Source organism: Arthrobacter sp. 10T425 (assembly GCF_056393985.1).
In genome coordinates, this window is the sequence record NZ_JBFTGZ010000006.1 from 178,867 (window position 1) to 198,106 (window position 19,240).

The following is a 19,240-nucleotide window of genomic DNA, read 5'->3' on the forward strand; positions in this document are numbered from 1 at the left end:
ATACGAAACTTCGAGTGTATGATGGCTGTCACAACCGTCGGTCAATCCTCGAAGGAGAGGCTTCTTTTGGAAGAGCTGCGCATCGAGGCCAATGGCAACCTTGGCCCCATCGATTCATCCCGCGTCCCACGCTACGCCGGGGCTGCCACGTATGCCCGCCTGCCGCGCCTGGACCAGGTGGCCAAGGCAGACGTCACGGTGGTCGGCGTGCCGTTCGACACCGGCGTCTCCTACCGCCCCGGCGCCCGCTTCGGGGCCAACCACATCCGCGAGGCCAGCCGCCTGCTGCGGCCGTACAACCCGGCCTGGGACGTCAGCCCCTTCGAGAACATCCAGGTTGCCGACGCCGGCGACATGGCGGTCAACCCCTTCAACATCAACGACGCCATCGAAACCATCCAGCAGAACGCCTTGGACCTGACGGCGTCCGGCAGCAAGCTCGTCACCCTCGGCGGCGACCACACCATCGCCTTGCCGCTGTTGCGCGCCGCCGCCGAGCGCGCCGGCGGCCCCATTGCCATGCTGCACTTCGACGCGCACCTGGACACCTGGGACACCTACTTCGGCGCCGAGTACACCCACGGCACACCCTTCCGCCGCGCCGTCGAGGAAGGCATCCTGGACACCGAGGCCATCAGCCACATCGGCACCCGCGGTCCGCTCTACGGCAAGAAGGACCTCGACGACGACCACCGCTTCGGCTTCGGCATCGTCACCTCCGCCGACGTCTACTACCAGGGCGTCCTGGAGACGGTCGCCAAGGTCCGGGACCGGATCGGCAACCGCCCGCTCTATATCTCCGTGGACATCGACGTCCTTGACCCCGCGCACGCCCCGGGCACCGGCACGCCGGAAGCCGGCGGCATCACGAGCCGCGAGCTGCTGGAAATCATCCGCGGGTTCCGCGGCATGAACCTCGTCGGTGCCGACGTCGTCGAGGTCGCCCCGGCCTACGACCACGCCGAGATCACCGGTGTGGCGGCAAGCCACGTCGCCTACGAACTCGTAACACTGATGGCGGACCGCGCCGTCGAAGGGGACCGCTTCGGCGCCCCGAACGGCTACGCTGCCCAGGCCCTCGGCCAGGAATCCCACCGACCCGCCGGCTTCAGCTCCTCTGTGGCTTCGCCGGTGGCTTCGCGATGACCGGCGTGCGCAACGGCGGGGACCTCGTCGTCGAAACCCTTGAGGCACTCGGCGCCAAGACGGTCTTCGGCATCCCGGGCCAGCACGCCCTGGGCCTGTTCGACGCGATGGGCCGCGGGAACCTGCACTTCGTCTCCTCCCGAGTCGAGAACAACTCGGCCTTCGCCGCCGACGGCTACTCCCGCGCCACTGGCGAAGTCGGCGTGCTGTTCCTGTCCACCGGCCCGGGCGCGCTGACGTCCCTGGCCGGGCTGCAGGAGGCCTACGCCACCGGCGTTCCCATGGTGGTCGTGGCCAGCCAGATCCCGCTCGAGGGCCTTGGCGCCCGGCGCAAGGGCATGCTGCACCAGCTCGATGACCAGAAGGCCTCGGCCGCGAACGTCACCAAGTCCCAGCGGCTGATCCAGCACGCCTCCGGCATCCCCTCGGCCATCCAGGATGCCTGGACCGAGGCGATCTCCTCGCCGCAGGGCCCCGTGTGGCTCGAAATCCCGCAGAACGTCCTGCTGGACCCCATCATGGTGCCTCCCGTGGAGGACGCCCTCGCCGAAGCGGCTGACAACCCGCCCCGCGTGGAGCTGGTCCGCGAAGCCGTGAAATGGCTATCGACGGCGGAACGTCCCGCCATCATCGCCGGCGGCGGCACCCGCCGGGGCCATGCCGAAAAGTCGCTGCTCTCGATTGCGGAGAAGCTGCGGGCGCCGGTCATCTGCACCCCGGGCGGCAACGGCGCGTTCCCGTGGAACCATGAGCTCTCCCTGCAGTCCTGGATCGAGGACCAGTACATGACGGAGGTGCTCGAGGACGCCGACGTGTTGATCGTCATCGGCTCCTCCCTGGGCGAGGTCACCTCCAACTACTTCACCTTTGAACCGCGCGGCCGGATCATCCAGATCGACGCCGAGCCCCGCGTCCTGGAGTCCAACCGCCCGGGACTGGGCATCCGGGCGGACGCCGGCCAGGCCCTGGCCGCCCTCGACGCCGCCCTGACTGAACCGCACGGCGAACGTGCCGACTGGCACGGCACGGCTCCCGAGGTACTCGTCAAGGACACCCTGGCCAAGGTCAAGGCCCGGCTCGAGTCCCAGGACCTCGGCAAGGAACTGAAGTTCATGGCCGACATCCGCGAGGCCGTTCCCGCGGCCATGCAGACGTTCTGGGACATGACCATCTCGGCCTACTGGGGCTGGAGCTGCTGGGATGCCCGCGACGGCCAGTTCCACTCCGCGCAGGGCGCCGGCGGGCTGGGCTTCGGCTTCCCCGCGGCGATCGGCGGCGCCGTCGGGCTCGAAACCACCGGCGCATCCGTCGGCGCACCTGCCGGACACGCCAGAGTGCTGGCCGTCTCCGGCGACGGCTCGGCGATGTACTCCATCTCCGAGCTCGCCACCGCCAAGCAGCACAACGTCCCGGTCACCTGGCTCATTGTGGACGACGGCGGCTACGGCATCCTGCGCGAATACATGGTCGGCGCCTTCGGCAAGGCCACGGCCACTGAGCTCGCCCGCCCCGACTTCGTCAAGCTGGCAGAGTCCTTCGGCGTCCCGGCCGTCCGGGTTGCCCCGGAGGACGTCGGGGACGCCCTGAAGGCGGGCTTCGCCGCGGACGGCCCCAACGTCGTCGTCGTCGAAACCCTGCTCCAGATGTTCGGCCCCACCCACCTGGCCACGTAGGCGCACCAACACCACAGCAGCACCGCTGCGCAGCGCGGACCGGCCGGGTCTGCCCCTCACCGCGAGGGGCAGACCCGGCTGGTCCGCGTTTGCTATTTAAGGGTCTTTCGAGGCCGCGCGGCACCTCCCACGAGAGAGTTAGTTTCCCGAAGTAACCATTTTCGTATATAGTTGCCTAGGGCAAACAAAAGAGGGGTGTCCATCATGTCAGTTGAATCCAACGCTGCAGCCAGACTCGTCTACCAGATCTTCGATCTGCAGCGCGCGGTCCGTTGCGTTGCCGCCGCCAGCCTGCGCGGGCAGGACACCGGAGTGGCGCTTCAAGGCGTTCTGCGCTTTGTGGGGGAGGGCGAATCCCGGGCCACGCATCTTGCGGAGCGGCTCGGCGTCAGCGCCCCGGTCCTCAGCCGGCACATCGCCGACCTCGAAGAGCACGGCTATGTGGTCCGCCGGCCGGACCCGGAAGACGGCCGCGCGCAGCTGATCGCCCTGTCTGCCGCCGGCACGGAGAAACTGCGTGTCATCGAGGACCAGCGGACGGCCACCATCCAGGACCTGCTGCAGGACTGGAGCCAGGACGACGTCGAACTGACGGCGCGCACCCTCGAAAAACTTGCTGAGTCCCTCAGGACCTCAGCCCGGGCAACGACGGCCGGACCCACGAATACGACCGAAATTGTTGAGGAGTAGATATATGGCTAGCCACGCCGCCGCCACAGGGCCGTCCCCGGCCCCGTCGGACGTTCCGCAGGGGGCATCCCGCGCATCCCAGACCGCCGCAGAACCTGTGGCGATGACCCACCGCCAGATCATGGAGGCCCTCACCGGGCTGCTGGCGGCGTTCTTCACCGCCATCCTGAGCAGCACGATCGTCGCCAACGCGCTGCCCACCATCATGTCCGAACTCAAGGGCACCCAGACGGACTTCGCCTGGGTGATCACCGCCGCGCTCCTGGCCAACGCGGCAACCACCCCGATCTGGGGCAAGCTCGCGGACCTCTTCAACAAGAAGGTCCTCGTCCAGCTGAGCATCGTGATCTTCGTGGCGGGCTCCGTTATGGCCGGCCTGTCCGAGACCATCCCGCTGCTGCTGACCGCCCGTGTCATCCAGGGCATCGCCATGGGCGGCCTCACCGCCCTGGCCCAGGCCATCATCGGCTCCATGATTCCGCCGCGCGACCGCGGAAAGTACTCCGGCTACATGGGCGGCGTCATGGCCGTGGGCACGGCAGGCGGCCCGCTGCTCGGCGGCTTCATTGTCGACAGCCCGCTGGGGTGGCGCTGGACCTTCTTCGTCTGCGTTCCGCTCGCTGTGGTCGCGCTCATCCTGCTGCAGGTCACCCTCAAGATCCAGCACGTCAAGCGCCCGGCCAAGATCGACTGGCTCGGCTCCATCCTGTTGACCTCCGGCGTCAGCCTGCTGCTCATCTGGGTCTCCTTCGCCGGCAATCCCGACTACTACGACTGGTGGTCGTGGCAGACGGTCGCCATGGTGGGCGGTGGCATCGTGCTCCTTGGCCTGCTCGTGCTGGTGGAATCCAAGGTCGCCCAGCCCATCATCCCGCTCAAGATCATCTCTGAGCGGACCACCGCCCTCGCGATCCTCGCCTCGGTGGCCGTCGGAGTGGGCATGTTTGGCTCCTCGACCTTCCTTGGCCAGTACTTCCAGGTGGCACGCGGCGCCACCCCCACCGAGGCCGGCCTGCTTACGCTGCCCATGATCGCCGGCAACCTCATCGGGTCGGTCGCCTCCGGCATGCTCATCAGCCGCACCGGCAAGTGGAAGCGGTACCTCGTGGCCGGCGCCATCTTGCTGATCGGCGGCCTGGGCCTGGCCGGCAGCATGGACCACACCACTGACCTGTGGCTGACCGGTATCTACACCGCCATCCTCGGCGTCGGCCTGGGCCTGCTGATGCAGAACCTCGTCCTCGCCGTCCAGAACACGGTCCAGGCCAAGGACATCGGCACGGCCAGCGCCTCTGTGGCCTTCTTCCGGTCCGTCGGCGGTGCGATCGGCGTCTCGGTCCTCGGCGCCGTGCTGGGCAACCGGGTAAAGGAGCTCGTCGTGGAGGGGCTGGCTTCGGCCGGCATCCAGGTTCCCGCCGGATCCGCGGGGGCCAGCATGGACCTCAAGGACATGCCGGCACCGATCCGCGACATCATGCGTGCCGCCTACGGCGACGCGATCGCCGAGGTCTTCCTGATCTCCGCAGTCGTCGGACTCGTGGCGCTGGTGGCCATCCTGTTCATCAAGGAACGCCCGCTGCGCCGCACCGTCGACGTCCGGCCGGAACCCGCCGAACTCGCAGGGGACGCCCCGGATGCCGGGATGGCCGCGATGGCCGGTGCCACGGCCCCGGCTCTGGGGAACACGGGTTACACAGGGAACGACGCCGCCGAGGAAGCTTCGCCCGCCGACGGAACCGGCATCGTTGACCTGGACCGGGAATTCATCGAGGTGCTCAGCCGGGAGCGCGCCGAATCCCGCTTCCCCGATGCCGCCCGCCAGCGGACCCGGACCTTGGTTGCCGAGGACCGGCCCGAAGCCGCCGACGTCGTACCTGTGATGCTCCAGACCCAGCGGCTCCTCGCGGAGCAGCAGCTGCTGCTGGCGGACGCCCTGCGCGCCGTGCACGAGCAGGCCGCCGAGCAGCGTGCCATCGCCGCGGAACAGGCCCGGGTTGCCGGGGAGCTCACGGCCCTGCGCCGGCAGCTCGCCAAGCAGCGCAAGATGCAGCGCGCGGCTGCCGACTACATCGCCACCCACGGCCGGCACCGCACCGAGTAGCGCCGGCGCACAGTACCGGACCGCAGAGGCTCCGCGGCCGCCTCGAGGGGCGGCTGCGGGGCCTTCGTTTGCGGCGAGACGGTTGCGGGGGAGACCACAGCAGCCGCTTAAGTACGCCGTTTGGATGATATTCAGCTCCCGATGTTCCTCCCGGGCGAGGGTTTTCGTAGAGTTGGGTGGCTAAGGCTGTCGGTCCCATGGGCTAGTCTCCAATCAGCCTTCCAATAAACTTCACTATTTAGCTCTCCCATACTTTGCTCTCCCCATAATTTGGTCTCCCTATAATTCAGTCTTCGTAAGGACTCGTGGGCATGCTCGTTACCCTCATGCGGCGCTATTCCAAGCCGTATCTGCCATACATCGCGGCTGTGGTCATCTTCCAGCTGGCCTCGACCATCGCGGCTCTGTACCTCCCCAGCCTCAATGCCCAGATCATCGACGAGGGCGTCTCCCGCGGCGACACGGACTACATCTGGCGCACCGGCGGCGTCATGCTCGGCGTCGCGCTGATCCAGGTGGCCACCGCGATCGCCGGCGTCTACTTCGGCTCGAAGGCGGCGATGGCATTCGGCCGGGACCTGCGCCGCGGCGTGTTCCGCAAGGTGAGCAGCTTCTCGGCGCGGGACGTCAACCTCTTCGGCGCCCCCACCCTGATCACCCGGGGCACCAACGATGTGCAGCAGGTCCAGATGCTCATGCTCATGGCGCTGAACTTCATGGTGGCCACACCCATCATGTGCATCGGCGGGATCTTCATGGCCCTGCGCGAGGACCTCAACCTGTCCTGGCTCGTCTGGGTGTCCGTGCCCCTGCTCGTAGTCGTGGTGGGCTACCTCGTGGTCCGCCTCATGCCGCTCTTCCGTTCCATGCAGGAGAAGATCGACCGGCTCAACGGTGTCCTCCGCGAGCAGATCATCGGCATCCGCGTGGTCCGGGCCTTCGTGCGCGAACCCCACGAGGCCGAGCGCTTCGGCGCGGCCAACCAGGACCTCACCGACGTCTCGCTGAAGATCGGTTCCCTGTTTGTCCTGATGTTCCCCGCCATCGGCATGATCCTGCACATCTCCACGGCCGCCGTGCTCTGGTTCGGTGGCCAGCGCGTCGATGCCGGCGAGATGCAGGTCGGCTCCCTGACAGCCTTCCTCCAGTACCTCCTGCAGATCCTCATGGCCGTCATGATGGGCACCTTCATGGCCATGATGATTCCCCGCGCCTCGGTCTGCGCCGACCGGATCGGTGAAGTGCTCGACGTCGAACCCTCCATCCACGAATCGCTCACCCCGGTGGCGCCTGCGGCAAAGGCCGGCCGCGTCGAATTCCGCAACGTGACCTTCGCCTACCCCGGCGCCGAGGCTCCCGTGCTCAGCAACATCAGCTTTACGGCCGAGCCCGGACAGACCGTGGCGATCATCGGCTCCACCGGCGCCGGCAAGTCCAGCCTGCTGGCCCTGCTCCCGCGGCTCTACGACGCCGAGTCGGGCGAGGTCCTGCTCGACGGCGTCCCCGTCACCCAGCTGGACCGCGCCGAGATCACGCAGCGCGTGGCCATGGTGCCGCAACGGCCCTACCTGTTCTCCGGAACCATTGAGCACAACCTGCGCTTCGGCAAGCCCGAGGCCACGGACTCGGACCTGTGGGAGGCGCTGACGGTCGCCCAGGCCGCGGAGTTCGTGCGCGAAAAGAAGGGTGGCCTCGCAGCGCGGATCGCCCAGGGCGGCACCAACGTCTCCGGCGGCCAGCGGCAGCGGCTGTGCATCGCCCGCGCGCTCGTCACCGAACCCAAGGTCTTCCTGTTCGACGACTCGTTCTCGGCCCTTGACGTCGCCACCGACGCCAGGCTCCGCCGGGCGCTCAAGGCCAAGACGGCCGATGCCACGGTGATCATCGTCGGCCAGCGGGTGTCTACCATCGCCGATGCGGACCAGATCCTCGTGCTGGACAACGGCAGGATCGTGGACCGCGGAACACATGAGGAGCTGTTGGAAAGCTCCAGCACTTACCAGGAAATCGTCGAATCCCAGCTGAGCGCGGAGGCAGTGGCATGAGCACCAACGAGAAAGTCTCCACCACGCCGGCCACCGCAGCCGGCCAGGCCGCTGCCGATACGGACGCCACCGACCTGATCGAAGATGACTTCATCGAGGAGGAGTACACGCCCGGCGAGGCCGACGGCGGCATGTTCGGCGCCGTGCCGGCCAAGAAGGCCCAGCACTTCTGGCCCTCGGCCAAACGGCTCATGGGACTGCTGAAACCCGAGCGCGCCGGCATCACCGCCGTGCTCGCCATGGTGACGGTCGCCGTCGTCCTCAACGTCATTGCCCCGAGGATCCTGGGCCAGGCGATGGACGTGATCTTCGCCGGAGTGGTCGGCAAGCAGCTCCCGGCCGGGGCCACCAAAGAACAGTTCATCGAAGGACTCCGCTCCCAGGGCCAGGACAACTTTGCCGACATGCTGGCCAAGATGGACGTCGTGCCGGGCGCCGGCATCGATTTTCAGAAGCTCGCGTTCCTCATCAGCGTGGTGCTGGTGATGTATTTCGTCGCCAACATCTTTCTGTGGCTCCAGGGCTATGTCCTCAACGTGCTGGTTATGCGCGTGGTGCGCACGCTGCGCGATGACACCGAGAAGAAACTCAACAAGCTGCCGCTGAACTACTTCGATACCCGCCAGCGCGGCGACATCCTTTCCCGTGTCACGAACGACGTCGACAACATCCAGCAGGCGCTCCAGCAGGCCTTCGCCCAGCTCGTGAACTCGGCCCTGACGGTCATCGGGATCGTGATCATGATGTTCATCGTGTCCTGGCAGCTGGCCCTGATCGCCCTCGTCGCCCTGCCGCTCTCCGGCGTGGCCGCCGGCATCATCGGCGCCCGCAGCCAGAAACTCTTCGCCGCCCAGTGGAAGAACACCGGCGAGCTCAACGGCCAGATCGAGGAATCGTTCTCCGGCCACGACCTCGTCCGCGTGTTCGGCCGCGACGCTGACATGCTGGCCCGCTTCGACGAGCGCAACGAGGAACTCTACAAGGCCAGCTTCGGAGCCCAGTTCGTCTCCGGCATGATCATGCCGGTCATGCAGTTTGTCTCCTACCTCAGCTATGTCGGGATCGCCGTCGTCGGCGGGCTGCGCGTGGCTTCGGGCAGCATGAGCCTGGGCGACGCCACGGCGTTCATCCAGTACTCGCGCGAATTCACCCAGCCGCTGGGCCAGATGGCCGGCATGGCCAACATGCTGCAGTCCGGTGTCGCCTCCGCCGAGCGGGTTTTTGAATTCCTCGACGCCGACGAACAGGACGCCGAGACCGCCACCGAGCACCTCCCGGCGAAGACCGACGGGCACGTCGAGTTCAAGCACGTCACCTTCAGCTACACGCCGGACAAGCCGCTGATCGAGGACCTGTCCTTCACGGCCGAGCCCGGTCACACGGTGGCGATCGTGGGACCGACCGGGGCGGGCAAGACCACCCTGGTCAACCTCGTGATGCGCTTCTACGAGCTCAACTCCGGCAGCATCACCCTGGACGGGGTGGACATCACCCGGCTGAGCCGTTCGGAGCTGCGCGCCAAGGTCGGTATGGTGCTGCAGGACGCCTGGCTGTTCGGCGGCACCATCTACGAGAACATCCGCTACGGCAAGCTGGACGCCACCGAAGAACAGATCATGGCGGCGGCCAAGGCCACGTTCGTGGACCGCTTCGTCCGGGCGCTGCCGGACGGCTACAACACGGTGATCGACGAAGAGGGCAACAACGTCAGTGCCGGCGAAAAGCAGCTGATCACCATCGCCCGGGCCTTTGTGGCGAACCCGTCGCTGCTGATCCTGGACGAGGCCACGAGTTCCGTGGATACCCGCACCGAAGCCCTGGTCCAGAAGGCCATGGCGGCGCTGCGGACGGAGCGCACCAGCTTCGTCATCGCCCACCGCCTTTCCACCATCCGGGACGCGGACACCATCCTTGTCATGGAGGACGGGCAGATCGTCGAGCAGGGCCGGCACGCCGAACTGCTGGCCCTGCAGGGCGCGTACTACAGGCTGTACATGTCCCAGTTCGCCGGTGAGGACGCAGAGTCTGCCGTGGCGGATTCCGCGGAGGACGCGACGGCGGTGCACAGCTGAGCGCCGCAGGCCCCGCCGGGAACGGCGCAGCCGGCGGGAACGGGCCCGGCAGGGAGAGCGCAGGCACAGCCGCGGGCCCCGCCGGGAAGGGTGGACCCGCTGAGGAGAACACATCCACGGAGCCCTGGCGCCTCGAGGTGGAGGTGCCGATGCGCTGGAGCGACATGGATGCCTACGGGCACATCAACAACGTCCAGATTGTCCGGATCCTCGAAGAAGCACGGATCGCGGCTTTCGGGCCGCCCCGGGGTCCCGGGCTGCCGGGAACCGAACCGCTGGTGCCGCTCTTCAATGAAATTCCGGAAGGGACGCTGGCGCTCGTCGTCGAGCACAAGATCAGGTACGTCAGGACCCTTGAGTACCGGAACGTGCCCGCCGTCGTCCAGTTGTGGATCGGGGCGGTTAAGGGCGCCAGTTTCGACATCCACTACCTGGTGCAGGATCCCGTCACGCGGGAGGACTGTGTCCGGGCCACGAGCCATCTTGCCTTTGTGGACGAGGCAACCGGCCGGGTGTTGCGGCTGACGCCGGAGCAGAAGGACCGGCTGGCTCCCCACACCCGCGCCCACCCGGTCCCATAGCCTCTGTTCCGGTTCCCGGCACGGCTCCTAGAATGAACAATCCCGACGCATAAGGAGGCGTGGTCGCCGTGAACATGGGCAAAGACATGCACAAGAACATGCATCACAACCTAGGCAACACCTTGCACCAGAACATCCACAAGCAGCACACCCGCAAGAAGAAGTGGAACGAACTCTCGCCGATGGCACGGTTCGGAACCATCTCGGCTGGCATCGTCCAACTCTCGCTGCTGGTCGCAGCCCAGACGGACATCAGCCGACGCCCGGCTGCGCAGATCCGTGGCAGCAAGGCCATGTGGCGGCTCGCCACGCTGGTGAATTTCATCGGTCCGGCCACGTATTTCACCTTCGGCGTGAAGCGCCGGCCCGGCGCGAAATCGGGTCTGCTGCCCGCCCGTCCATAATCTACTGGCCGGTAGTTTAGGGGCGGCGTTAAATGGGCGCGTTCAGTTTAAGCCTGTAAATTGAACGTATGACCCCAACCAAGAAGCCTGCCCTGCACCGCGCCCTCGGTATCTCCAAGGAGATTGAAGACGCGGCGTGGTTTGTGCTGGGCCCGGGGTTGCTCGGCAAGGCGTCCCCCCTGGACGGCCGCACCAAAACGTGGTCCGTCCAGGCTGCCGCGGAGTTGCTGGAACGCCTCGAACGGGGCGTTCCGGATCCCAAGGCGCCGATGATGACTAACCTGCGCCAGAACCTGGAAGACGCCACCCGCGGGGCGAAGCAACTGGCCGTGGAGCTACTCTTCCTCCAGTCCCTGCCGCTGGCCCACGAGGTCAAGTCGCTGAAGGTCAAGCGGGCCCGCGTCGCCGAGGCGGCATCCTGGCTGGAGCCTGCCCTGGAGCTCCCCGACGAGCTCTACGCGGGCATGACGGACCACGGCGTGATCCGGGACCGCACCGCGGAATTCAACTGGACCATCTGGGACCACCTGAAATGGCTCTGCCGCTTCGTGCAGCATGTCGCACAGCGGCCGGCCCACGTCGTCCAGGCCGCGGTCAAGGATCCGCTGGCCTTCCACCGGCTGGTCGCCGGCACCCCGGATGACCAGCCGGCCATCCGCCGCAGCATTGAGTTCCTGGTCTGGCCCAGCTATTTCGAACCCGTGGTGGCCGATGTCGAACGGCAGGAGATCCGTGACGCTTTCGCTTCCCTCGTGGGCGGGGCCAAGGGGGACAGCGACGAGGACATTTCGGCGGACATCCACCGGATCCGCCTGCACCTGGACCAGCAGGCCGGGCAGCGGATCGACTGGTACTCACGCCAGCTGGTGAGCCAGTGGCGGAAGGTCGGCGACCCCGGCCGCCGCGCCTGGCTCCTGCGCACCCACCACGACAACGCCGAGCTGCTGGGGGAGTGGCGGGACGAGGAAGCGGTGACGCTCGACGTCGAACACCTCCGCCTGCTGGACCCCGGCGTCTCCGCGGGGCTGGTCCAGAATGCCGTTGACGAGGACTACAAGCACCTCGGCTACGTGGAGCGTGAGGACACCAAGACCGCAGTCTTCGCCTTCCTGACCGTCATGAAGCCGGGTGACCTTGCGCTCTACCAGAGCTCGGGCAAGGTCCGGATCGGCGTGGTCCTCGGCGAACCGGAGCATGCCAAAGACAACCGCCAGCTCCGCCGCAAGGTCCGCTGGTTCGATGAGGAACACGACGCCACCGGCCTGCCCCGCCACGTGCAGCGCCAGCTGACCACCTCCGGCAACATCGTGGACATCACCCGCGTGATCCAGGCGCTCGAGGCGCTGCTGCCGGCTGAAGCGGAAGCCGAGGACGGCGACGGCGCCGCGCCGGATGCCGCCGTCGAACCGGCCTGTGACGGGTTCCGGCCGCTGACGCCGGAGTTCGCCGCGTCCTTGCACATGGACCTGGAGCCGCTGCAGGAAATCGCCGAACTCCTCGAGGAGAACCGGCAGCTGGTGCTCTACGGTCCGCCGGGAACCGGCAAGACGTACCTCGCCAAACACCTCGCCGCCGAGCTCGCCGGCGACACCACGGACGAGCGGGTCAAGCTGGTCCAGTTCCACCCGTCGTACGCCTATGAGGATTTCTTCGAGGGCTTCCGCCCGGACAAGACGGACGAGGGACAGGTCTCCTTCAAGCTCGTGGCAGGACCGCTGCGCCGGCTCGCCGAGGAAGCGGCCAAGCCCGGGAACGAGAGCAAACCGTACTTCCTGATCATCGACGAGATGAACCGGGCCAACCTGGCAAAGGTGTTCGGCGAGCTGTACTTCCTGCTCGAATACCGTGACGACCGGATCTACCTGCAGTACAGCCCCAACGAGCCGTTCACCCTGCCGGACAATCTTTACATCATCGGCACCATGAACACCGCGGACCGCTCCATCGCGATGATGGACGCGGCCATCCGGCGGCGCTTCTCCTTCATCGAGCTGCACCCGAAGACGGAACCGGTGAAGGGCTCGCTGCTGCGCTTCCTCCAAGCCCGTGACCTGGACACGACCCCGGCCCTGCTGCTTGACGCTTTAAACGACGCGATCGACGAGTGGGACCGCGACCTCATGATCGGTCCCTCGTACTTCATGAAGAAGTCCGCGCAGACGCCTAAGGGCCTGCGCAGAATTTGGAAATACGAGCTCATGCCGCTGCTGGAGGAGCACTATCACGGGCAACTCAACCGCGCCCAGCTCGAGGAACGGTTCGGACTGGAACAACTCCTGGGCCGCCTGGCGCATGCCTAGGCTGGCCGGAGACGCCATAGCACTGGACCGCAGTTCGTCGGACCGCGAGGCCTCGGACCACCGGGGATCATCCGGAGCCGGTCCGGCCGGGCGCGGTTCATCCGGACGCGGCGGGGCGGAGGCCTGCCGGCACATTGTCCTCGACGAACTCTCCGTCGGCGTCGTGGAGCGGCTTGATCCGGACACTGCCGCCTACGTCAACGCCAGCGGCCTGGCGAAGGCCTCGCCGATGGGCATGGGCCTGTACCGGGTCGAACCGGTGGGGACCGTCGGCTCGGTGCGCACTCCCGCCGTTCAGCTGGAGGTGCGACCGAAAGGTCGGCTCGGTCTGAGCCGTTTGCTGTTCCTGCTCGGCTACGCGGGGGACCAGGGGTTCCGGGACGACTCTGTCGCCGCGGTGGAGCATGCCGACCTTTGGAGCGCCCTGGCCGAATCCCTGGCGCAGCTCGCTGACCGGGCGCTGAGCCGCGGCGTGCTGCAGGGGTATCTCATGGTGGAAGAATCCCTCCGGACCGTCAAGGGCCGGATCCGGATGTCGGACCAGATTTCCCGCCGGCCCGGCATGCTGGTTCCGCTGGAAGTCTCCTACGACGAGTTCACCGAGGACATCGCGGAGAACCGGATTCTGCGCGCCGCACTGGAACGGATGTCCCAGGTGCCGCGGGTTCGGCCGGAAGTCCTGAGCCGCCTGCGCCAGCTCAAGGGAAAGCTCGACGCCGTGACGCGCCTTCAGTCCGGCGCGCCGCTGCCGCAGTGGCGGCCCAGCCGGATGAACACCCGCTACCACGCCGCTCTTCGGCTCGCCGAACTGATCCTGCGGAACGCGTCGGCGGAGGCCGGCGACGGAAAGCAGCAGTCGGCGTCGTTCGTGGTGGACATGGCAAAGGTGTTCGAGGACTTCGTGGGAACAGCCCTGCGCGAAGCCATGGCCGCCTACCCCGGAGAAATGCGGTTGCGCTACAACGCCCTGCTGAACGAGGCCGTCCGCGACTCGGACCGCATTGTGGTGCAGCCCGGTGCCGTCCACTTCCTCGGCGGCCGGCCCGTGATGGTGTACGACGCCAAGTACAAGGCCGCGGCCGACATCGGCGCGTCCCTCTCGGGCGACCACTACCGGATGCTGGCCTACTGCACATCCTTGCGGGTGCCGACGGCGTGGATCGTTTACCCGGGAGCCGGGGAAATCAAGCTGCGCCGAATTCTCAATACCGACATCGACATTGTTGAGTTCCCGCTGGATCTGTCGCTACCGCCGTCGGAAATCCTGGCCGCCGTGGCAGATCTTGCCCAGCAGTCGTGGGGCGAAGTGCTCCGGCAGGCCAGTATCGACAGGTCCGCCGGCTAGGCGGATTCCTGCTGGTCGGCCACTGTTCGCAAATGTTCCAGGAGCGCCTTTTCCGGCTGGCCCGGGTTGTTGGCGACGTGCCACTGGAGTTTCTCCCGCACGTCAGCTTCTTCCGGGTTGGTGCCAGCCAGAACCTCATCAATGATCGAGGCCGCCTGCCGGCGCAGCGGCTCCAGATCCGGGTTCGCTCCGCGGAGCGAGCGGGGCCGGAAGCCGTGGAGCCTCGCGTGGCCGAGGCGACGGAACGGCAGAACTGTGGGGTCTGAATCTGTGGGGCTGGAATCTGTGGGACTGGAATCTGTTGGCGCAGCAGCCGTTTCGGGCTGGTCGTTGGACATCAGCAAGTGCGGCATCGTGCGCTCTCCCGTGTTTGCAGTACGCGTTGGTACTGACCGAATAATGCCTATCGCCCCCGGAGTCGAATATTAGCTGAGGTCGTTCAGCCTGCACCGGAGGTGGGCCGCGCGACACGCGGGGCGTTGCTGCTCAGCGAAGATCCTCAGGAGGGCTCGTCCCGGGCCGGGCTGTGCAGGAAGGGACTGTGGAGGGGAGGGCCCTGGAGGAAGGCATCGAGGCGGAGCTCCAACGCCGATCGGTCCTTCAGTTCGCACTCCCACACGGTGAGGACTTCCCAGCCATCGAGTTCGAGCTGAAGCCGCTGGGCGGCGTCGCGGTTCCGGGTGCGCGTGCGCTTGGTTTCCCAGAACTCGGCGTTTGCCTGGGGTGCGTGCTGGCCCACCCGGCAGTCGTGGAAATGCCAGAAGCAGCCGTTGACGAAGATGACTTTGCGGCGGCCGGCGAAGACGAGATCGGGGTTGCCCGGAAGTTTGCCGCCGCCCGCGGTGCCGTGCAGGCGGTAGCGGTATCCCTTCGCGTGCAGCAGCCTGCGGACCAGCATTTCCGGCTTGGTGTTCTTGCCCCGGATCCTGGACATATTCCAGCTGCGCCGCTCCGGAGTCAGCTTGTCCGCCATTGTTTAAGTCTAGGCGGGTGCCAAGTCTTGGCGCCGGGCAACAGCCGTCGGGCAGCAGCCTCGGGGCGCGGGTCTGAAGCGGACCGGGGGCGGCGGGCCGGAGAACGGCGGGCCGGGGAACGGCGGGCCGGGGAACGGCGGGCCGGCAGCCGCCGTCGGGCGTTAGATTTCGCGCTCCGGGTGTTCGCCGAACTGGAAGTGGCGTCCGCTGAGCGACGTCGGCGTAATTTCGACGTAGAAGTCCTTCAACGTTGGAACCCACGGTTTCAGCCCGAGGGCCTCGGCGTCGGCGATATCCGCCGATTGGTCGAGCACGCGCGCAGTGCCGCGCAGGACTACTGACCATGCTTCGTCGGACAGGATTCCGTCGGTTTCGAAGAGTACCTTCGAGTTGATGGTGAGCTCGGCCAGTTTGTTTCCCGGGGCGGTGCGGAGGAACAGTTTCCGGCCGCTGGCCGCGTAGTTCACCGGGAAAATGTCGGGTTCTCCGGCCACGGTGACCACGAGCCTGCCGTGCTTTGTGCCCTCAATCAATGTCCAGGCTTGGTCGTCGTCAAGTGTAAGGATCGGATTGCCGTCTTCGTGTTCGAACATCATGGGTTCATTGTTCTGAATCAGGCCGTCGCTGGCTAGGGGCTAAAGGACTGGCAAGGGACAGCCGGGGTGTTCTGCCGGTCCGAGGGGCGGGCACATGCTGCCTGTGGATAATTTTGACCGGCAAAATGTGATCTCGGTTACCCTTAAGCCACAAATTGGCTTCAATCGTCTTGATTTTCTATCGGGGGAGTAGCTGACCATGACCTCTCGCACTTCGCTTTCCGGTCCCTGGCGAGCCTGTGCGGTCGCTTGGGTGTCGATCTCCCTGATATCGGCCACAGCGTGCAGCGGGGGTGGAACGCCGCCTCCCGGATCTGCACCGGCTGCTTCGCAGAGTCCCTCAGGGCCGGCCACCCCGAGCGCAACTCCGACACCTACTGCCAGCTACAAGCCCGCCGACGCGACCGGCAAGGCGCAGAACGTGCCAGTACCCGAGTTGCCGGAAGCTGCGAAGGCGGAGACGAAGGAAGGACTGGAGGCGTTTGCGCGGTACTGGTACGCGCTCCTGAACTATTCGTACGAGACCGGTGACCTATCTGGTATCAACTCGATCTCCAGCCCTTCATGCGCCCTATGCGGAAAAGTCTTTCCTGGGATCCAGAAATGGAACGGTGAGGGAAGGTGGATAGTCGGTGGGACGGTTACGGTCCATGCAGTTCAATCGACTTTCGTGAAGACGCCGAATGGAGATTTCCAAGTTGCCATCCAGTCGCAACAACAGGCTGGATCGCTGAAAAACGCCGACGGAACTGATGCGCAGACGATTTCCGAGTCCGCCATGCTGGGGGACTTGATGGTGGCGAGATACGAGAAAGGAAGTTGGGCCGTTCAGAACGTCGATCGGCTCGGGAGCTAGGCAATGCCGGGACCTATTGCATGGCGATCGTTCGTGACGGCTTTCCTTGGATTAGTCGCCCTGCTTGTGATTCCAATTTCCGCGGTGGCTGACGACTCAGAAGTTTCTTGGAGCACCTCTGGACTCGGAGTCTGGCGCTATGATGCAGGCGCTGGCGTATGGGTGGATGCGCCAGGTGCAGTTGCAGAAAACCCCAACATCTACAAATTCGAGTATCTCTGTCTCGACGCCACAAAGAACAACTTCGACGTTGATTGCCTTGCAGGAGCGGTTCGGTGCGATCAAGGTCGCGATGGGCGGCCCGTGCGTTGGTACACTTCCCTGCGAGTATTTGACCCACCCATATGGTCAACGATTCGTCCAGATCGGTGTGTCTATCTCGAGAAACCCGTAGACGTGCTGGGCCAGATTGCCACCCAGATTCAGACCAAATTTCAGCAACTACCAATCAATGCCGGCCGCAGCGTCATGCAGCCGAGCCCACACACTCTCAGGGGTGCCGAGACAAATTTCTATGCCGAGGCCATCGAGCAAACATTTGGCGTCGATATGCTGGGCCAAAGTGTCGCTATTGTGGCTAAGCCGGTCCAGTACTCCTGGAGCTATGGCGACGGCACCTCTCTCGGCCCGCAAGCGGTGGCCGGCGGACCGCTTCCACAGGATCGCTGGGGCGAGAAGACCCTGACGAGTCACGTGTACACCCAGACCGGCGACTTCCCGGTGGTTTTGACGACGCATTTCCAGGGAACCTACTCCGTCAATGGCGGACCGCCGCTGCCCATCCCCGGCCAAGGGCAATTCAGCTCGCCGCCACAGACCGTCAGTGTCTGGCGGACTATCACCAGGAACTACGCAGACACGTGTCTGCAGAATCCCCGAGGCCAAGGCTGCCCGGGGGTCGCCCCGCCGCCGCCCTAGTCCGTGGCTAGGCTCGCAATTCCCGGTCCACCCGTTCCATCCGGGCATTCACGAGCTGGCAACGCGGGTCGTCCGGCCCCATAAAAGCAGCCACGGCAGCCGCAGTCGCCGTATCGAAGGACCCCATGTCGCTCGTGCACCACTGCAGCATCAGCCGGGCATCACCGCTTGACCGGACGGAAGCTCCCACGGCCGTGTTGAGCTCGTCGCGCATGAACCCGATCGCCAGATTGACCGAACGGGTGAGCAGTTTTGAAGGGTACGCCGCGAACGCCTCGGCAACCCGACCGTCCCGCAGATGACCGGCCACGTCGGAAACGTCGGTCACGACGTTGAGGGTTGAAGAGAATCGGTAGGGGTTCGCTTCCAGGACATCGCCCAGAATGGCGCGGATCCGGTGCATCTCGGTCCGGATCGCCGCACCGGTGCCCGCATCGCCATGGATCTCGTACGCCAATTCTTCGGCACTCCAGCCCTGATCACGCGAGGCCAGCAGGGCCAGGATCTCGGCGCGGCGCACAGTCAGCGGACGGCTGATGCCGCCGTCGACCGCCGCGGATGGCGCGTCCCCCAGGAGCCGCAGCACGAGCTGGGGTCGGGCGCCGCCGTCGCGCACTGCCCGCTCGCCACCCGGGGACCGCTGCCCCGAGCGCCCGACGCCGCCGTCGGGAAACGGGGCCGACTTCAGCAGCTCCTCTGCGAGCCGCACTCCGCAACGCACCAGCCGCAGGCTGTCCGGCGTGACCGATTCGAACGGGCCAGAGACGTCCAGGACGCCGACGATGTCGCCGGTCAAAGGGTCGCGAATGGGGGATGCGGTGCAAGCCCAGTCATGGTGGGTCCGCACGAGGTGCTCGGCCGAGAAAAGTTGCGCCGGCGCACCCGTCACCAAGGCCTCGCTAATGGCGTTCGTGCCCACCCCTGATTCGGACCAGTCGGCGCCCTCCACGAACTCCAGCGAGTCCGCGAGCCGCAAGGCCTGCTTGCTGCCGACGCGCCACAGCACTTCGCCCTCGTGGTCGGTGACGATCAGCAGATGGCGTCCGGTCACGGTCTCATCGGCTAGAAGCTGTGACAGCGCCGGCATCACCGCAGCCAGCCGATGGCCGGTGCTGAGGGATCGCGCCTCGGAGACTTCATGCCGGTGCAGGGGCCGGTGCTTGTCCGGATTGATGCCCAGAGCCAGGGAACGCTGCCAGGACTTGATAAGCGACGGCGAGAGGTGCGGATCCGGAGTGCCAGAAATCGTGGTCTCGTGCGCCGCCCGGAGAATTCGGGCGTACTCCGCCGGTGCAGAAAACCTGAGGTCCGAGGGATGCGTGATGGGGCCGTTGCCCTGCCGCATGCTCATTCTCTCAACTCGCCCTCGAATCGTCGCACCCGGCTGGGTCCCTGCCGCCGTAGGCCAACCTGCGCGCCCGCCGGCAGCTTGAGAGCTCCGTGTAACCCGATTGTAACCCCCTGCGACTTTTACTTGTGATGCGGGTCACTGCGTGGTCTATGCGCCACGCAACGGGAGCGGCCCCCTGTCAGCAATGG

General features: G+C 66.1%; 16 protein-coding genes. 12 read left to right on the forward strand and 4 right to left on the reverse strand.

Annotation, left to right across the window (positions count from 1 at the left end; translation table 11 throughout):
- Window positions 1-66 precede the first annotated feature (66 nt).
- From speB to AC1DDH_RS09660, 10 genes are all read left to right on the forward strand, one after another.
- Window positions 67-1,146, forward strand: coding sequence for an agmatinase (gene speB / locus AC1DDH_RS09615; RefSeq protein WP_476955307.1), 1,080 nt, complete (start codon window positions 67-69; stop codon window positions 1,144-1,146).
- Window positions 1,143-2,819 carry a thiamine pyrophosphate-binding protein gene (locus AC1DDH_RS09620; protein ID WP_476955308.1) on the forward strand — a complete coding sequence of 559 codons (1,677 nt, stop codon included), beginning with the start codon at window positions 1,143-1,145 and terminating at the stop codon, window positions 2,817-2,819. The genes speB and AC1DDH_RS09620 overlap by 4 nt, the downstream gene beginning before the upstream one ends.
- Window positions 2,820-3,023: 204 nt before the next feature.
- A complete protein-coding gene (locus tag AC1DDH_RS09625; protein ID WP_079550568.1) occupies window positions 3,024-3,509 on the forward strand; it encodes a MarR family winged helix-turn-helix transcriptional regulator in 486 nt (161 codons plus the stop codon).
- Between the two features lie 103 nt (window positions 3,510-3,612).
- A complete protein-coding gene (locus tag AC1DDH_RS09630; protein ID WP_476955334.1) occupies window positions 3,613-5,610 on the forward strand; it encodes an MDR family MFS transporter in 1,998 nt (665 codons plus the stop codon).
- Window positions 5,611-5,921: 311 nt separating this feature from the next.
- A complete protein-coding gene (locus tag AC1DDH_RS09635; protein ID WP_028275633.1) occupies window positions 5,922-7,655 on the forward strand; it encodes an ABC transporter ATP-binding protein in 1,734 nt (577 codons plus the stop codon).
- Complete coding sequence (locus tag AC1DDH_RS09640) at window positions 7,652-9,727, forward strand: ABC transporter ATP-binding protein (RefSeq protein ID WP_476859698.1); 2,076 nt, start codon at window positions 7,652-7,654, stop codon at window positions 9,725-9,727. Before AC1DDH_RS09635 ends, AC1DDH_RS09640 begins: the two co-directional genes overlap by 4 nt.
- A gap of 149 nt (window positions 9,728-9,876) precedes the next feature.
- On the forward strand, window positions 9,877-10,308 hold the full coding sequence (locus AC1DDH_RS09645; protein WP_230007937.1) for an acyl-CoA thioesterase: 432 nt from the start codon (window positions 9,877-9,879) through the stop codon (window positions 10,306-10,308).
- 59 nt (window positions 10,309-10,367) lie between these two features.
- Window positions 10,368-10,712, forward strand: a complete 345-nt coding sequence (locus tag AC1DDH_RS09650; RefSeq protein WP_308288878.1) for a hypothetical protein — start codon at window positions 10,368-10,370, stop codon at window positions 10,710-10,712.
- A 68-nt stretch (window positions 10,713-10,780) separates the two neighbouring features.
- Complete coding sequence (locus AC1DDH_RS09655) at window positions 10,781-13,012, forward strand: McrB family protein (RefSeq protein WP_476851384.1); 2,232 nt, start codon at window positions 10,781-10,783, stop codon at window positions 13,010-13,012.
- Window positions 13,005-14,357 (forward strand): 5-methylcytosine restriction system specificity protein McrC, encoded by a 1,353-nt coding sequence (locus AC1DDH_RS09660; RefSeq protein WP_476955309.1) that lies wholly within the window; start codon window positions 13,005-13,007, stop codon window positions 14,355-14,357. Before AC1DDH_RS09655 ends, AC1DDH_RS09660 begins: the two co-directional genes overlap by 8 nt.
- On the opposite strand, the gene AC1DDH_RS09665 is transcribed toward AC1DDH_RS09660, so the two are convergent.
- The 3 genes from AC1DDH_RS09665 to AC1DDH_RS09675 all read right to left on the reverse strand — a co-directional run bounded on the left by AC1DDH_RS09665 (window position 14,354) and on the right by AC1DDH_RS09675 (window position 15,927).
- Window positions 14,354-14,710: a hypothetical protein gene (locus AC1DDH_RS09665; RefSeq protein WP_476955310.1), complete on the reverse strand. Its 357-nt coding sequence runs from the start codon at window positions 14,708-14,710 to the stop codon at window positions 14,354-14,356. The genes AC1DDH_RS09660 and AC1DDH_RS09665 overlap by 4 nt on opposite strands.
- A 146-nt stretch (window positions 14,711-14,856) precedes the next feature.
- Entirely contained in the window at window positions 14,857-15,330 is a 474-nt protein-coding gene (locus tag AC1DDH_RS09670) for a very short patch repair endonuclease (RefSeq protein ID WP_079550431.1), read from the reverse strand.
- 162 nt (window positions 15,331-15,492) lie between these two features.
- Complete coding sequence (locus AC1DDH_RS09675) at window positions 15,493-15,927, reverse strand: pyridoxamine 5'-phosphate oxidase family protein (RefSeq protein WP_223915503.1); 435 nt, start codon at window positions 15,925-15,927, stop codon at window positions 15,493-15,495.
- Between the two features lie 199 nt (window positions 15,928-16,126).
- Here AC1DDH_RS09675 and AC1DDH_RS09680 point away from each other — a divergent pair, with 199 nt between their 5' ends.
- Complete coding sequence (locus AC1DDH_RS09680; protein WP_476948326.1) at window positions 16,127-16,783, forward strand: DUF6318 family protein; 657 nt, start codon at window positions 16,127-16,129, stop codon at window positions 16,781-16,783.
- A gap of 33 nt (window positions 16,784-16,816) precedes the next feature.
- Window positions 16,817-17,701, forward strand: a complete 885-nt coding sequence (locus AC1DDH_RS09685) for a hypothetical protein (RefSeq protein ID WP_476955311.1) — start codon at window positions 16,817-16,819, stop codon at window positions 17,699-17,701.
- Window positions 17,702-17,708: 7 nt separating this feature from the next.
- Here AC1DDH_RS09685 and AC1DDH_RS09690 read toward each other — a convergent pair whose 3' ends face one another.
- Window positions 17,709-19,046: a helix-turn-helix domain-containing protein gene (locus AC1DDH_RS09690; protein ID WP_476955335.1), complete on the reverse strand. Its 1,338-nt coding sequence runs from the start codon at window positions 19,044-19,046 to the stop codon at window positions 17,709-17,711.
- Window positions 19,047-19,240 lie beyond the last annotated feature (194 nt).